This is a genomic window from Pseudomonas sp. UBA4194 (genome assembly GCF_002379585.1).
In the GTDB taxonomy this organism is placed as follows: domain Bacteria; phylum Pseudomonadota; class Gammaproteobacteria; order Pseudomonadales; family Pseudomonadaceae; genus Aquipseudomonas.
This window is the reverse complement of record NZ_DFUE01000046.1, coordinates 45,199-58,560: the sequence shown is the minus strand read 5'-3', so window position 1 is coordinate 58,560 and position 13,362 is coordinate 45,199. Positions and strand designations below refer to the sequence as shown.

19 protein-coding genes are annotated in these 13,362 nt (G+C 58.6%); 3 read left to right on the top strand and 16 right to left on the bottom strand.

Going from position 1 to position 13,362, the window contains the following annotated elements; all coding sequences use genetic code 11:
• Position 1 precedes the first annotated feature (1 nt).
• The gene (locus tag B3397_RS12265; protein WP_296250366.1) at positions 2-193 is read right to left on the bottom strand and encodes a hypothetical protein; all 192 of its coding nucleotides are present in this window, start codon (positions 191-193) and stop codon (positions 2-4) included.
• A gap of 401 nt (positions 194-594) precedes the next feature.
• Here B3397_RS12265 and B3397_RS12260 point away from each other — a divergent pair, with 401 nt between their 5' ends.
• On the top strand, positions 595-1,803 hold the full coding sequence (locus B3397_RS12260) for a tyrosine-type recombinase/integrase (protein WP_296250364.1): 1,209 nt from the start codon (positions 595-597) through the stop codon (positions 1,801-1,803).
• Between the two features lie 10 nt (positions 1,804-1,813).
• Here B3397_RS12260 and B3397_RS12255 read toward each other — a convergent pair whose 3' ends face one another.
• The 11 genes from B3397_RS12255 to B3397_RS12200 form a co-directional block, all read right to left on the bottom strand.
• Entirely contained in the window at positions 1,814-2,017 is a 204-nt protein-coding gene (locus B3397_RS12255; RefSeq protein WP_296250362.1) for a helix-turn-helix transcriptional regulator, read from the bottom strand.
• Positions 2,014-2,259 carry a hypothetical protein gene (locus B3397_RS12250; RefSeq protein WP_296250360.1) on the bottom strand — a complete coding sequence of 82 codons (246 nt, stop codon included), beginning with the start codon at positions 2,257-2,259 and terminating at the stop codon, positions 2,014-2,016. The genes B3397_RS12255 and B3397_RS12250 overlap by 4 nt, the downstream gene beginning before the upstream one ends.
• Before the next feature lie 197 nt (positions 2,260-2,456).
• Positions 2,457-2,684: an Arc family DNA-binding protein gene (locus B3397_RS12240; protein ID WP_296250357.1), complete on the bottom strand. Its 228-nt coding sequence runs from the start codon at positions 2,682-2,684 to the stop codon at positions 2,457-2,459.
• A 171-nt stretch (positions 2,685-2,855) separates the two neighbouring features.
• Positions 2,856-2,993 (bottom strand): hypothetical protein, encoded by a 138-nt coding sequence (locus B3397_RS12235; protein WP_296250354.1) that lies wholly within the window; start codon positions 2,991-2,993, stop codon positions 2,856-2,858.
• A gap of 39 nt (positions 2,994-3,032) precedes the next feature.
• Positions 3,033-3,401 carry a hypothetical protein gene (locus B3397_RS12230; protein ID WP_296250352.1) on the bottom strand — a complete coding sequence of 123 codons (369 nt, stop codon included), beginning with the start codon at positions 3,399-3,401 and terminating at the stop codon, positions 3,033-3,035.
• A 40-nt stretch (positions 3,402-3,441) separates the two neighbouring features.
• A complete protein-coding gene (locus tag B3397_RS12225) occupies positions 3,442-6,246 on the bottom strand; it encodes a toprim domain-containing protein (protein WP_296250351.1) in 2,805 nt (934 codons plus the stop codon).
• Positions 6,247-6,248: 2 nt separating this feature from the next.
• Positions 6,249-6,482, bottom strand: a complete 234-nt coding sequence (locus B3397_RS12220) for a hypothetical protein (RefSeq protein WP_296250350.1) — start codon at positions 6,480-6,482, stop codon at positions 6,249-6,251.
• 68 nt (positions 6,483-6,550) lie between these two features.
• Positions 6,551-6,928: a hypothetical protein gene (locus B3397_RS12215; RefSeq protein WP_296250348.1), complete on the bottom strand. Its 378-nt coding sequence runs from the start codon at positions 6,926-6,928 to the stop codon at positions 6,551-6,553.
• Positions 6,928-7,209 carry an ogr/Delta-like zinc finger family protein gene (locus B3397_RS12210; RefSeq protein WP_296250531.1) on the bottom strand — a complete coding sequence of 94 codons (282 nt, stop codon included), beginning with the start codon at positions 7,207-7,209 and terminating at the stop codon, positions 6,928-6,930. The genes B3397_RS12215 and B3397_RS12210 overlap by 1 nt, the downstream gene beginning before the upstream one ends.
• Before the next feature lie 94 nt (positions 7,210-7,303).
• Complete coding sequence (locus B3397_RS12205; RefSeq protein WP_296250346.1) at positions 7,304-7,765, bottom strand: YmfL family putative regulatory protein; 462 nt, start codon at positions 7,763-7,765, stop codon at positions 7,304-7,306.
• Between the two features lie 29 nt (positions 7,766-7,794).
• Positions 7,795-7,995: a DNA-binding protein gene (locus B3397_RS12200; protein ID WP_296250344.1), complete on the bottom strand. Its 201-nt coding sequence runs from the start codon at positions 7,993-7,995 to the stop codon at positions 7,795-7,797.
• 103 nt (positions 7,996-8,098) lie between these two features.
• Between B3397_RS12200 and B3397_RS12195 the strand changes: the two genes are divergently transcribed.
• Complete coding sequence (locus B3397_RS12195; protein ID WP_296250342.1) at positions 8,099-8,455, top strand: helix-turn-helix domain-containing protein; 357 nt, start codon at positions 8,099-8,101, stop codon at positions 8,453-8,455.
• 107 nt (positions 8,456-8,562) lie between these two features.
• Positions 8,563-8,751 (top strand): hypothetical protein, encoded by a 189-nt coding sequence (locus B3397_RS12190; RefSeq protein ID WP_296250340.1) that lies wholly within the window; start codon positions 8,563-8,565, stop codon positions 8,749-8,751.
• A gap of 38 nt (positions 8,752-8,789) precedes the next feature.
• On the opposite strand, the gene B3397_RS12185 is transcribed toward B3397_RS12190, so the two are convergent.
• The 4 genes from B3397_RS12185 to B3397_RS12170 are packed head-to-tail and all read right to left on the bottom strand — an operon-like array spanning position 8,790 to position 13,360.
• Positions 8,790-10,037 carry a phage late control D family protein gene (locus B3397_RS12185; protein WP_296250338.1) on the bottom strand — a complete coding sequence of 416 codons (1,248 nt, stop codon included), beginning with the start codon at positions 10,035-10,037 and terminating at the stop codon, positions 8,790-8,792.
• A gap of 8 nt (positions 10,038-10,045) precedes the next feature.
• A complete protein-coding gene (locus B3397_RS12180) occupies positions 10,046-10,486 on the bottom strand; it encodes a phage tail protein (RefSeq protein ID WP_296250336.1) in 441 nt (146 codons plus the stop codon).
• 5 nt (positions 10,487-10,491) lie between these two features.
• A complete protein-coding gene (locus B3397_RS12175) occupies positions 10,492-13,251 on the bottom strand; it encodes a phage tail tape measure protein (RefSeq protein WP_296250334.1) in 2,760 nt (919 codons plus the stop codon).
• On the bottom strand, positions 13,238-13,360 hold the full coding sequence (locus B3397_RS12170) for a GpE family phage tail protein (protein WP_296250332.1): 123 nt from the start codon (positions 13,358-13,360) through the stop codon (positions 13,238-13,240). The genes B3397_RS12175 and B3397_RS12170 overlap by 14 nt, the downstream gene beginning before the upstream one ends.
• Between the last annotated feature and the right edge of the window lie 2 nt (positions 13,361-13,362).

Here is a 13,362-nt window from a genome sequence, read left to right as displayed (position 1 = left end):
TTTATATCCGAATCAGAACCATTGGCTGGGGCGATGCACGGCGCAGCGGCTTGAGTTTCGCCACACCCGCCGCCGCTTCAACGTCCATAGGGTGATGGTGGCGTCGCGCGATGCGCAGCACGCCCCAAAGCATGGCCAACGCTACAGCCATCCAAGCCGCGATCATGCTGAAGATCATCATTGCAAGGCTCATGAAATGCCTCCTTTGCCTGTCGTCTTCTAGGTCATCGTATATAGGTGACCCGGATCGGCGCTTGGGATTCAGAGTTTTTTGAAAATTGGCAGGATATGAGTGCTTAGTGTTCTTTTGCTTTCAGGGGAGGGCAAGATGTACTTGAGAAGGCTCAGCCATCACACCTGGCAGTGTGACAAGCGGACTGAAACCCTTGGAGAAAGTGGAGCGGGTGAAGGGAATCGAACCCTCGTTATCAGCTTGGGAAGCTGGCGTGGATGGTGTTTCATCGTGTTCGAGGATGTATGCTTGCACCCCAATAGGCACGAGTAATCAAGGGGTTGGGCAAGATCCCTCGTTTCATGTCGTCTCACTGTTTACCCCCATAGTTCAGGCCAACGGCCCCCAGATACGGCCCCCAAATGCTCACGGAAAAGCAAATCAAGGCGATGAAGCCGCGCGAAAAGGAATACCAGGTTTCGGATGGCCGCAGCGTCAGAGGCGAAGGCGTGCTGCTCGTACGCATCCGCGTCAACGGCACCAAGGAGTTCTATTTTCAACGGCGGGTCGGTGGCACCAAGATCAAGAGCAAGCTCGGTGTTTATCCCGCTCTCAGCTTGGCGGCCGCGCGCGACCTGTGCAGGGTCGAGAAAGAGGTGTTGGTCGAAGCTGGAACCTTCCAGGATCTTCTCAACGCATACGTTTCGAAGCTCGAAGGCGAAGGAGCGGTATCGGCTTCCGACGTGGAATGGTCGTTCAAGCATTACGTTGCTGAGCCATTTCCTAACCTTGCCAGCCGACCAGCGGCTCTGATTGGTCCTGGAGACGTTCGAGACATCATCGTGCGGATGATCGACGCCGGCATCACCACCTATTGCAACCGCGTGAGAGCCCGCTTGCATGCGGCGTTCCAGATGGGCGTGGAGCAGCAGTTCAATCCCCGGAGCTATCAGAAGGCAGCTCTGAAATTTGGGCTGGTGAACAATCCGGTGGCGAGCGTACCGGTGCAGAGCGATTGGGAGCGAGCTGGTGACCGAGCGTTGACGACTCGGGAACTGGCGCACCTGTGGCAGTTGCTACCCGAGAACTTATCTTTGGTGACATCTGAGCTGATCAAGTTCCTGATCGCTTCAGGTGGCCAGCGGCCAGAACAGTTACTTGCGGTTGAGCGGAAGCAGTACCACGACGATCACCTGGTCATCAGGAACAAAAAGGGTCGGGAAGGCGAGCCGAGCGTTCATGTGGTGCCTTATAACGCGCTGATGCGGGACATCCTGCACACCATGCGGGAGATAGGTGAAACCAGCGCGTACCCGTTTGAAGGTAAGGTGCCAGGCCAGTCGCTCCATACAAACTCGCTTTCCAGGGCGGTAACAAAACTATGCGCGCGCCATCCTGAGAAGTTTGACTCCCCCTTTACCCTGCGCGACTTGCGCCGCACATGCAAAACCTTGATGGGCGTAGCCCGGATCTCCAAAGAGCTCAGGGATCGAATCCAGGCGCATGCGCTGAAGGGCGATGTCTCATCCAAGCATTACGACCGGTACGATTACTTTCACGAGAAAAAGGACGGATTGAGTCGCTGGGCGAGCTGGCTGCAGACGAACGTGATCGACGCTCAGTTGGAATAAATGAGGCCGCTTACGCGGCCTCGGTGGTTTTCCATTTCTGCGGGTTTTCCTGCCAGGCGGCTATCGCCGACTCCCTCCAACCCACGCGCCCAGCTGAGATTGGAACAGGCCGCGGGAAGTTGCCACGTTTGATCTCACGCCATAGCGTTGAGTGAGATAGAGACGTGGCGCCCAGAACCTCTCGCTCCCGCAGAAAGCGATCCAGCGATCTCATATGTCTGCCTCCTGCAGGAGCTCGCTGCTGTCGTCGCAGGCTGATTGTCTGCAGATGAAGACTTCCCCGGTCTGTCCCGCAATCCGCCGAACGCTGTGAGGGTCAGCGCCGATCTTCCGGGCCATCGCCCTGGCGGCGTCGACAGGACTGATGGTGCAGCTCGCCGTAGATTTGAGGCCAGAGATCCGCGCGATATAGGTGCCGCTGGTATAGCGGACTTTGATCGTCTGCTCATCGTGCATAGCGTTTCTCCCGAGCTGCTCGAGCGGCAGCTACTTCAGCAAGGCGATCCGCCCATTCCTCGGCCTTCCGCGCCTGCCGGATCCGGCTGCACTTCTGATGTTTTCGTGTCGACCGCGATGTGTTGCAGATATCGCAGATGTTTGTCAGCACCAGGCGCATCGAGGCAAGGGGAGGGCGGGTGCGTTGCATGGTTTGTTCAGACATTGCTCCCTCCAGCGGTACTGGCCTGTGCGGCCGAAGCAAGAGCTTCAAGAAGTACCTGCTGACGGTTGGTGACGTCGAGATACTGACGCACTGCCTGAACGAATACGCTGTTCATGCTCCGGTCGTCATCCAAGGCGCACTGCTCGATCGCTTGGCGCAAGCCGTCGGGAAGGCGAACGACGAATTTGTCTGCACTACGGGAATCATAATCGCGGTTCATAAAGTTTTCACAGTCTGTTGGCCACATGGGTAAAAGGGGCAAGGTGGGTACGCAATCGTGGTAGCCTCCGCACCGCTGCCGTTGTTGGATTGGTCCTGCATGGTTCTCTCCTTTCGGGGGTGGCAAGCGTCGCGGGGTTGCAGCCCCGCGGCGCCAACTCCAAACGGATCCTTACTGAAGGATCCAGATCATCAGGTCCGGCACCTGGGCGCCGATCACGCCGAGCAATGCGACAGCAATCACTGCACCGGCTAGCTGGCCGATGAATGCGCTGCGTTCCTGCTGCTGGATGTGGTTGTTGTCACGCATGGTTCTCTCCTTTCAAGGTTGCGCCGGTTGCAGCCGGCTTCAGTTGAGGCGGTATTGCTTACCGTCCTCGATCACGTAGAAGTTCATGTCCCGCAGGCGGTAAACACCACCTGGTCCGCCGTGCACGACGTAGTCGTCGTATGGGGCCTTGCACACTCGAACTGGAAACAACTTGTCTGCCTGATGGGAATATTCGCTGCTCTTCTTGATCAGGCCGTAGAGCTGCTGTCCTTGAGGGCGGCAGCCGGCGGGGCCATGGGCGGCCTCGAAGCCAAGCCAGGCCGCTTGTGTCTCAACGTTGGTGTACATCGTGTCGTCGTCCCTGCGATCCAGCGCATAGCCTCGTTCTTTCGCCCAGTCCTCGAAGCCAAAGAGCATGTCGAGGTCCTGCAACTTGTTGTCTGTCATGGTTCTCTCCTTTCAGCGGTATTGAGCGCGGGTTGCAGCCCTACGCTTGGAACATCCAGCACTTCACGGTTACCGCCTTCGCGATAGTGCTGTTGTGTCGTTTGGCTTGATGGGCGCGCACAGCGCTGGCCACCGCCTTATTCGATTCGATGAACTTGTGGGCTCGGGACTCACGCAAGCGATCGCGTAGCTCAGCCACGTCGGCCAGCTTCTGGCGGTGCTCTGCTGCGCGTTCGGCGAATTCGTTGAGATTGATAGCGATCAGGTCTTCGTTGTTGCTGTGGTTCACCACTGGGCCTTCAGCATCCAGCCCCTGCAGGTAGTCGTAGACCTCCCAGAATTCTGCAACCACGGGGTGGTCGGCACTGATGGACGCCTGACGCTCGATGGCCATTGAGACGATGCAGCGTTGCACCGCACTGACCTGGTAGTCGGACAAGGGCACGATCTGCCGTAGGCTGTCCAAAAGACTGAGCAGCTGAGCGTGGTTCTTCACGATCCGCTCGACACGGATATAGCCGCGCAGCTGGTTGCCGCACGCTTGGCAGCTAGCCTTCTCGTTATGCGCCTGATACGGGGTATCGCATGCAATGCAATGGGTATGCAGCCGGCGCAGCTTGCCTTCGTGATGGGGGATCCGGCTGGACATGGTCTCCATCACCAGGTCCTCCTTGCGCACGGCCTTCAACAAGAAGTGACTCAGCTCGTTGCCGTCCAGGGCGGTCAGCCGATCGGCGGCTGCGCGGCTCTCTGGAGTGACGTTGGGCCGAACAAAGTGCAGTTTCACGATGCGGGTCATGATTGCCTCAGATGCCACCACCGGCGCGTTCTGACTGATCGCGATCGTTCCCCTGAACGGCGGCTCGTACGTCTCGTTGCCGGCGGTCTTCACGCCCTTGGTGGCCAGCGTGCCGCCACCGAAGTAGTCCTTCAGCTCGTCCCATTCGAAGTTTTTGGCGTGAGACTTGTCATCGCCGCTCCGATCGGACTCAAGCAGCACCACGGGCATGCCCGATACCTGCCCCATCAATCGGCTGCGGCCAGCTTTTGTGGACTTGGACGGGTCGAAGCCCTCGTACCCGGCCCGCCCCAGCAGCTTCCACAGAAGGTTCAGCAGGGTGGTCTTGCCGGCGCCGGCCTCACCAGTTGCCTCGAGGAACGGGAATGACTGGTAGCGACTGCGGATCTGCTCGGCGAACAGCGAGCCAAACCAGAAGATCAAAGCCACGACGCCTTGGGCCCCAAAGCACTGCCACAGCAGATCGAGCCATTCCTCGCTGTACTGCTTTGGGTCGCGCTCAAGGCGGATGCCGATGCCTTTCTGCAGGGTCTTCAGGCGAAGCTTGCCGAATTCGAAGAACTCCTCCTCGTTGACCTCGATGACCTGGCCATCCTTCACTGCCAGATCCCCAAACACATAGCAGCCGTATTCCTTGCTGTACCCGACGTAGTCGATGGTTTGGACGGTTTTGATCGCGAACAGCTGGTCCTTCATGATCTTGTCCAGCTGCTGGCCGCTGCCGGTGAACACTGCGCCGGCGGCCATGCCGAGAAGACGTTTCTTGAACTCGCTTGCCGCAGCGACCTGGCCCCCGGTGAAGGTGTTTTTCACCGACCCGCCGTCATGGGGGAAGTCCACGCGGAAGAAGTACCAGGACTCGTCCGTGATCTCGTTGCGCTGGAAATACAGGGCTCGCGGGTAGCAGTTGGCGATTTCGACCACGCAGCCGGACATGCGCAGCGCCTTTTCCCGCATGGCCTTTTCGTTCAGCAGTTGCTCTTCGTGGTTGTCGCTCGTTTCGAGCGCCTGCATGGCGTTGTTGAACTTGCTGATGTCCAGCTTCCACCAGTACAGCCGAGAGTCGAAGCCGAAGTGGAACTCCTCGCGCTCGCGCCAGGTGTACATGAGCATGGCTTTCTCTGATGCGCTTTCTGCGATCAGCAGGGCCCCGTGATGACGGGCTTCCTCCAGATCTGCATCAGTCCGCCGGCCGCGAGCGCTCAGGTCTTCAATAAAGCCCCACCGTTGATGAAGATCATTCCAGTCGACCTTTCGGCCGTCGCGCTGGGGGATCTGGGCAGCTTCGCAGGTGAAACCCATCCCTCGAGCCATCGCTACCCATTTGCGGGTGTATCGATGCGCGCCAGGCTCATTGTCCAAGGCCCATACTAGCTTCGGCAGATCGCCAGCGCGTGCGGTGGCCAGCTCCTGCAGGGACTGCTGCGGAAACAGATTTGATGACATGGCCGCTACGGCGTCGATATCTGCATGGATCAAGGACAGCGCGTCGAAGATGCCCTCGACGATCCAGATCTCTTTGGACTCGGCCAGTGATACGCGGGGGTGGCACCACCAATGTCCCTTGGCCCCGCCACCCTTCGTGAAGCGAGCTTTTTTCTTGCCGAATCGGTGGGGTTTGTCGATCAGCCGTTCCCAGTAGGTGCCATTGGGCAGCGGGAAGCGCACGGTGGCGGAGCCGATCTCTAGGTCTGGGTCGAAGAATTGTTCCTGGGTGAAAGTGCCTTGCACCAGGTCAAACCTGAATCCGCGCGCAAACTCCAGGTAGGCCCGCGCTGTGGCGATCGGGTCGCCATTGGTGGACGGGGCCCGCCTGCTCCAGTCGTCGAACAGGTCGCCGTACAGCTCTTTGACGTGCCATTGCTGGCCGCATTTGCTTTCCCGGCCGCACTTGATGAACCAGGGCTTCTCGAAGTTGGAGTACAGCTCTTTCTTGCCGCACGCAGGGCATTGGCCGCCCCGCATGAACTCGGTGCCAGTGCGATGACGCAAGCCGTAGTCGTTTTCCAGTCGGGTCAACACATCTGCCCGGATAGCGTGTTCCATGATTACGCCTGCTCTTTGATGGCCGCTTGAAGCGCGCCGAGTGTCTTTTTCTGAGCCGCCAGAGCGGGGTATGCAGTGAGGATTGCGCCGGCACGAAGCCCATCGGGGATCCGACGGAATTCGTCGGCGTACCACAGTTCCTGGATGCCCAACCGCAAGCGCTCTCGTAGCTCTTTTTGCAGCGCTGTTGCGAGGTTTTGAGGCAGTTCCATACGGACGGAAAGGGCTGTTTTCATGGTGTTATCCCGGATTTCGAGCGCAATTCACCCAAACCCACTGGCAGCGGGTTGGTCAGGTTTTCAGGTCAATAGGGGGAGCGGGGCGGTGATCGACGATCGCGGACGTCGACCAGGTGTTGAAAAATCAGCTCAACGGGAATGGTGAAGGTCTCACCCGTGTTCGGATCCGTGAGCACGGCGAGGGCGCGGGTGCTGTTCTTCAAATCCAAGCAGCGGTTGTTCGCACTGTTGCGAAGGTCGGCGTAGGCCACTCCCGCGAGTTTTTCCGCCAAGTACTCCGGCACTCCCAGTCCGATCTTCAAGTGGGTAACGGTGCGAGTGAACAGCAGTTGATCGTTACCCAGGTATTCGGCCTGGTGGCGTTCCAGGAATGCGAGCGCGGCTTGCTGCATGCTTTCCCGATATTCCAGTGCGTCGCGGTTTACGTCGGTCAGGTTTTTCATCAAGCGATCTCCAGGTCGAGTAGGTCCATCTGTTGCTCATCCCCGGTACGCATCGATTCGCGGCGCAGGGATACAGGCGCCACGGGCAATTGCACAGTTGGGTTGGGCATCCCCGAAGGGCTCATTTCGTGCGTGATCTCGAACTGGCCGCGGTAGGTCGCGCCGCAGGCCTCGTTGATGCACTGCAGGTACGCCGTCCGCAAGAAAATATGCTGACCGACGCTTGTGCGAATGCGCAGCGACCCGCCGCAATGCGGGCACACCAGCTTGTACGTACTCAAATTGTCTCCCCGTCGCAATGTGCGACCTTCGGCCGAGGCCGAGAATTGGCGGCGCTTCATGCGCCTACTACGGTTCCTTTGAGTCCCGACCTGATTAATTCCGGTGCAGGATGATCACAGCGGTAATTTCTTCATGACGTGCAGCAACATGGGCGCGATGAGCTTGGAGGATCCTCTGAATCTCTGCCTCATCGATGACCCCATCCTTCAACGCTTCCGCGATGATCGCGTCAACTGCTCCACGCTTTACTGCCGTATTAACGGCTCGAGCGTAGAGGTCCACGTTGTCCATCTGCTCCGGATCTGCCAGGGGTGCAAACACACCTCCATACAGCCCCGATACGTAGTCGACCAGGTGAGTGGTGCCGGCGTCCTGCTCTAGTAGGCGGATCTGCTCGTCGGTTAGCGGACGGCTGCCGGCACTTTCGTAGGCGTGGTTATCAAACTTTTTCAGGGGAAGTCCCAGGCGGGCAGCAGCGCATTCACGACCGCCCGGGTAAGCGCAGATGACTGCGCTTACGACTTGGCGGCGGGTCTCTAGGACTGTGCGTTTCATGTTCTGGTTTATCCCTGGCAGCGGTGCCGTTAGTTTGATATCACGCCGTCTTTGATCCCGAGCAGCACAGCAGCTCGGTGGGCTTCTCCACGACGACCTTTCTTCCTGCCGTTGAGGAGGTCGCTGACCAAATTATTGTTCAACTCATGTTTCCGGCAGAACTCGGCGATGCTCACGCCTCGACGGTCAAGTTCTGCGCGGGCTTGCTCTAATGTGAGGAGGCTAGGCATAGTGTTTCTCTGTGTTGTTTCGTGTTGCAGGTGCCACCATTATGCCCAAGAATTTGGCTGTGTAAAGGGTAGGCTGCCAAGAATTTGTGTGTCTGGAGTTTCCTTGGAAAAAACATTGGGCGAGCGGCTCCGGGAAGAGCGCGAAAGGCTTTCGCTTAATCAGAACGAAATGGCTGATGCAGGAGGCGTGAAGCGCAACTCCCAGGGTAATTACGAGCGCGGTCGGCAGAACCCTGATACCGCGTACCTGCTCGCAATCGCAGCAGCGGGGGCCGACGTCAACTACATCCTGTTTGGTCAGCGCGATGTCTGCGCCGGCGAGCTTCTTGTGGACGAAGCCAAAATCCTGGAGTTGTATCGCTCGTTGAGCGAGAGTGACAAATTCATGGTCACGCGAATGGCGAGCAGCCTCAATGCCTTCAAGGCGCGTCTCGACGAAGTTGATCAGAAAGCCGGCTAGCGCCAAACCTCTCCCGTTCATCGAAACCCCCAGCGCAGAGCGCTGCGGGGGGCTTCAGCATTCCTGAAAGATGTCGATTCCGTCGTGCATTTTAAGGAGCTATACGCATGCTGGATCAACGCTTGATGGAAAACACTGCAACGGGTCATGTCGAGACTGTCGGTCATTTGAGAAGCCTTTCACCGATGGAGCAACTGTTGCTGGCTAGGTATCGACAGCTGTCGGACCGGGACCAGAGCTACTTGCGAAAGCTTGCCGAGGCGCTTGCGTTGATGGGGGATGACGACACCCGATGAATGTGGCCCCGGCCTAGTCATTCCGGCTGGGGCTTTATCTACGAAACGAATTTCAGCCTTGAGAATTCTCGCTCTACCGCCCGCTGCGCATTCGCTTTCGTTGCGTACAGATGCACGAGCCGTTTCGGCTGCGTCTGGTCCCCTTGGATGACGGTCTTCTGGGCCCCTGCTTTCTCCCTGTAGTACGCCACCACCCCCGTGTATTTCTGCAAGCCCACCGCTAGATCGGCAACATCATCGGTATCCGGAAGTTTGGACTCCAGCTCCAAACTGGTGACGTACGAGTCGCTTGTGAAGCTGTGGCGAACATTGCCGCCAAGCCAAATAAATGCCGAGATCTCCGTTTTGATACCCGAGAGTGTGTACGTCATCTCCGGTATCAGCTCCGGCCGGCCCTTAGCCAACGTGTAGGAGAGCGTTGCGGTACCGCGCTGCAAGCGGCGAAGCTCTGCCCGGGCTGCTGACAAAGCACTGCTGCGATTCGCGTATACGTGCCGCAGATCCTTGTAGTTGTCGCCGGCGCCGGCGACAGCCTCTCTCTTCTCGGCGCTGTTGACCTCGTAGTAATAGGCCCGCACCCCGGAGTAGCTGTCCCGATCGGCCTCCAGGAAGCGGTGCTGATCACCATCCAGCCGCGTCAGGTACACGTGAGGGAGGGCCAGTCCGCTGGCAGTCGATGATTTCCCGATCGGCATGAACAGCATTCGACCAGCCTTTACTGTGGCGATCGCATCGTGCTCGAGGCCGAGTCGTGTCAGTACGTTGGCATCTGACTCGTTGGCCTGGTCGAGGTGGGCGATTTGGATGCTGCTGAGCGCAGCACTGACCATGGGTCCAAGGCCGTAGGCACCTGCAATCGCGCTGACAATCGCCTGAATACTCTGCCCATGCCAGCTGCGCTCCCTCTTTACCTTTAGGCCTTCGCGCAAATCTGCGCTGCGTGCACGGATGCTTAACTGGTCCGGCGCACCGCTATGTTCAGTCTCATCTACGGTATAGGTACCTTTGTCGACCAGGCCTGTGTTGCTCCAGCCTAGCCACAACTGCAGTTTGGCTCCCCGTGGCGGGATGCTCAGCAAACCGTCATGGTCCGATAAATTGACATCCAGTTGGTCAGCCTCAAGCCCTCTGTTGTCGGTGAGCTCGATGCTGATGAGCCGCTGCTCGATCGCTGCAGTGATATCTTGCCCGTCGACCAGCAGGCGGCAGATGGGACGTGGGTATTCCGTCGCGTCACGATAGGAGTCTGCGGCGTTGGTGAGGTAGGAACCAATCTGGTCAAGCATCTGGCCGCTCACAGCAGGCCCCGCAGCAGATTCCCGGCCGAGCTGATAGCGGTACCGAGCAAGTCGACCCGACCATCATCAACGCGCTTGAGTGCGATGGTAAATTCTATCCGGCGGGCGGCACCGTCCTGAAAAAACAGCGTCCTGGTCTCGCTGAGGCTTTCGATGACCCATACACCCAGGATGCGACCTGTGCCCTCGACCAACGGCCAGGCTTTACCCGTATCGGCCATGTAGCGCAGCGTATCCAGGCTTAAGGCTGTGCCTTTGAGTGCCGGCAACAGCACGCCAGGCAGTGTTATGGCATCCTCGCCGCGCCCTAGGAACTGGCGGGCGGGGTTGGTGCCAATTCGCGACGTGGCCGAGTGTCGCCAGTCAGTTTGGCGTTGCAGCTCCTGGTAGACGAGCGTCTCCAAGCTGAAGATGAACATGCCGATGGACATCATCATGGTCGTTAATCCTGGTCCGAAAGGGAGCTGCGGGCGCGTGCTCGCTTGAGGGCATCACGGCGATCAAGTTCTGCCGATACCGCACGCGCAATGGCGCCTGCATCCATGCCAGGAGCAGTTGGAATTGTGATGTGGTTGGTGTCACCGGCGATCTGGATGACTTGTGCCGGACGGGCCGATATCGCGGGCCGGGTGTCGATCGCTATCGCGTTGCCGGCGCCTGCCACACCGACCGCAAATGATCCGGCTTGAGCTAGGCGCTTGCCGATGCCGGCGATCGCCTGCAGAGGGCCACCCTCACTGTTGGTGAGGCCCTGGGTCAAACCGGCCATAGTGAATCCGCCGAGCTGCGCGAAGACCCGCGACGGGCTGTGGATGCCAAGCTTTTCTTTGAACCAGCTGATGGTGTTGTCGCCGACTCTCGATATTGCCAACTGCACCTTGCCCATCCCTGCAGTGATGCCGTTGACCAAACCGTCCAGGATCATCCCGCCGAAGCTGGAGAATTTGCCCGGGAGTTCGACGCCGAAGTAGCTCATCACACCAGCGAATGCCCGTGTGAAAATGCCCAGAGGACTGAAGTTCACTAGGATCCGCAAAATGCCGCCAATGCCGTCGCCGGCATCCTTTTTAAGCTCGTCCCAAAGCCCACCAAAGTAGCTTTTAACCTGATCCCAGTTGGAATAGATCAGGTACGCCGCAGTTGCAATCGCGGTAATCATGGCGCCGATAGGATTGGCCAGCGCAAGCCTGCCTACCCAGAGCAGGGCAGACCCCACCATTGGTAATGCTTTGGTTGCCAGGGTTCTGAGAAAGCCGATCAGCGTGGGCATTCGTATCCCAATCAGTGACAGCGCGGTACGGGCTACCAATATCGGCCCGAGAGCTCCGGCCATCGTCAGTGCTAGCACGCCGAATCCCGCAGATAGCGCGGCGATACCCGCAGCTGCTTTCAGGACGGTCATTACCAAAGCGGGGTTGGCTTTTGCCCAGGTATTGACTGTCTCGACTACGCCGTTGAAGCCGTCGATCAGTTCTATCAATCTCGGCCGAAGAGTTTCCCCAAGTGAGGCTGAAAGGTTGAAGAGGCGGTTCTGGTTCATCTGCCAACGGGAAGACAGCTGGTCAGCCTTTATGGCGCCTTCCCTATTCATTGATCCAGTACCGCTTGCGCTATTCACCAGTTCAAGCTGCTCACGATATTTGCCAATGTTGTTCGCAAGTTTTGCGGCGTCATCCCCGTACTCCTTACCGAACAACTGGGTCATGACCCCTAGTTGGTCGCTTTTGGGCAGTTTGTTCACTGCAGCCAGTACCTTCTGGATGGTCCCCGTAGCATCCTTGGCCATGCCGTCCTGGACCGCCTTCGCCTCTATGCCTACCGCCTTGAGGCCCTCCTGGAAGCGCTTGGGTTGCTGCGTGGCGATCGCCAGTTCTCGGATCATCGCATTGGTGGCAGTAGCAGCGATCTCAGCCGATGACCCCAGTGTGAGAAACGTCGATCCCAAAGCTGCAGCATCCTTGAACGACATATTCACCGATGCTGTGACGCCTGCGGTGCGCTGCAGTACATCGATGATGTCGGCACCCTTGGACAGCGAGTTGTCGTCAAGGTAGTTGATCGCGTCCCCCAACTGGCTGACGTTCTTGATCGGCAGCTTGTAGAGGTCGGCAATGCGCGCCAGGTTCTCGCCAATTTGATCTGCCGGCAGCTCGAATGCCGTCGCGGCCGTGGCAGCAACCCGGGCGAACTCCAGCAGGTCAGCTTTCCCCTTGATCCCCATGCGGGCACCGCCCTCGATCAATGCGGCGATATCGGTGGTGGCCATGGGGATAGTTTCGGACATGCGTTTGATCGCAACGCCCATCTCATAATACGTCTGGGTGAGATGGCCGTTGTCGTCCCGAGCACCGTCAACCTGTTTCGCCACGCCCGCCATGGCATCTTCGAAGCTGGAGTAGTTCTTGATCATGCTCAGGATAGGCATGCCCACGGCCGCACCTGTAGCCGCGCCACTGGCCCCGGCGACTGCGGCGTTACCGGCAAACTCGCGGCCCTTTGCATAGTCGTTCTTGACGCGTGCGACACGGTCCTGTTGAACCTTCAAGGCGCTGAGCTTGCGTTTCTGCTGCTCGAGCACCGTGTTGAGCCGCTCCTGCTCAATGCGGGTCTCGCGGGAACGCCGGCCCAGGTTCTGCGTGCTGACACCAGCACTGTCGAGCCGCTGTCTCAGACCGCCTAGACGTTCCTGGGCGATACGCTGGCGTTCGCTTAGCTTGCCAAGTTGCTCATTGCCTTGGCGGACGCGGTCGTTATGGGTCTTGATAGACGTGGCCGAGCGGTTGAAAGCCTGCTGCGCCGTCTGCAGTTTGATCTGAGCCTTCTCGTATTCACGCATGAACTCAGCAGTTGTGCCTTTGCCCTCGACCAATGCCTTGGACAATTTGTTGTACTGAGTTTTCGAGGCCTTGAGGTTGCCTGTGAGGTTCACATGAGCCGCACGCTGCTGATCAAGCGCTTGAGTCTGCGTGTCAATATTGGCCTTCAAGGCCTTTATGGCGTTGCTCTGCTGACGGATCTCGATGGCTGCCTTGCGGTAGCCGGTAATGTTGCCTTGCTCCAGATTCAGCGCTTTGACCTGGTCGCGTGTGGCCTTAAGAGCGGTAGCGGTCGAGCTGCTGCCGGTCTTGATCCGCTTGAGCGGGGCGGTGACCTTGTCGACTGCTGACAGCAGCACTTCCAGCCGCAGTTTATCCATCGTCATTTGCCCCGCTTCTAACCCTGGCGCGTTCGCGCCATTCCATCAACTCGGTGAGGGACAGCGGATCCATCGCTGCTGGCCCCCAGTGAAAAACCACGGCGATGTCCGCCATGG

Coding starts and splice junctions, on each gene's coding strand:
- B3397_RS12265 (WP_296250366.1), bottom strand. CDS start 193: ATGAGCCTTGCAATGATGATCTTCAGCATGATCGCGGCTTGGATGGCT.
- B3397_RS12260 (WP_296250364.1), top strand. CDS start 595: ATGCTCACGGAAAAGCAAATCAAGGCGATGAAGCCGCGCGAAAAGGAA.
- B3397_RS12255 (WP_296250362.1), bottom strand. CDS start 2,017: ATGAGATCGCTGGATCGCTTTCTGCGGGAGCGAGAGGTTCTGGGCGCC.
- B3397_RS12250 (WP_296250360.1), bottom strand. CDS start 2,259: ATGCACGATGAGCAGACGATCAAAGTCCGCTATACCAGCGGCACCTAT.
- B3397_RS12240 (WP_296250357.1), bottom strand. CDS start 2,684: ATGAACCGCGATTATGATTCCCGTAGTGCAGACAAATTCGTCGTTCGC.
- B3397_RS12235 (WP_296250354.1), bottom strand. CDS start 2,993: ATGCGTGACAACAACCACATCCAGCAGCAGGAACGCAGCGCATTCATC.
- B3397_RS12230 (WP_296250352.1), bottom strand. CDS start 3,401: ATGACAGACAACAAGTTGCAGGACCTCGACATGCTCTTTGGCTTCGAG.
- B3397_RS12225 (WP_296250351.1), bottom strand. CDS start 6,246: ATGGAACACGCTATCCGGGCAGATGTGTTGACCCGACTGGAAAACGAC.
- B3397_RS12220 (WP_296250350.1), bottom strand. CDS start 6,482: ATGAAAACAGCCCTTTCCGTCCGTATGGAACTGCCTCAAAACCTCGCA.
- B3397_RS12215 (WP_296250348.1), bottom strand. CDS start 6,928: ATGAAAAACCTGACCGACGTAAACCGCGACGCACTGGAATATCGGGAA.
- B3397_RS12205 (WP_296250346.1), bottom strand. CDS start 7,765: ATGAAACGCACAGTCCTAGAGACCCGCCGCCAAGTCGTAAGCGCAGTC.
- B3397_RS12200 (WP_296250344.1), bottom strand. CDS start 7,995: ATGCCTAGCCTCCTCACATTAGAGCAAGCCCGCGCAGAACTTGACCGT.
- B3397_RS12190 (WP_296250340.1), top strand. CDS start 8,563: ATGCTGGATCAACGCTTGATGGAAAACACTGCAACGGGTCATGTCGAG.
- B3397_RS12185 (WP_296250338.1), bottom strand. CDS start 10,037: ATGCTTGACCAGATTGGTTCCTACCTCACCAACGCCGCAGACTCCTAT.
- B3397_RS12180 (WP_296250336.1), bottom strand. CDS start 10,486: ATGATGATGTCCATCGGCATGTTCATCTTCAGCTTGGAGACGCTCGTC.
- B3397_RS12175 (WP_296250334.1), bottom strand. CDS start 13,251: ATGACGATGGATAAACTGCGGCTGGAAGTGCTGCTGTCAGCAGTCGAC.
- B3397_RS12170 (WP_296250332.1), bottom strand. CDS start 13,360: ATGGCGGACATCGCCGTGGTTTTTCACTGGGGGCCAGCAGCGATGGAT.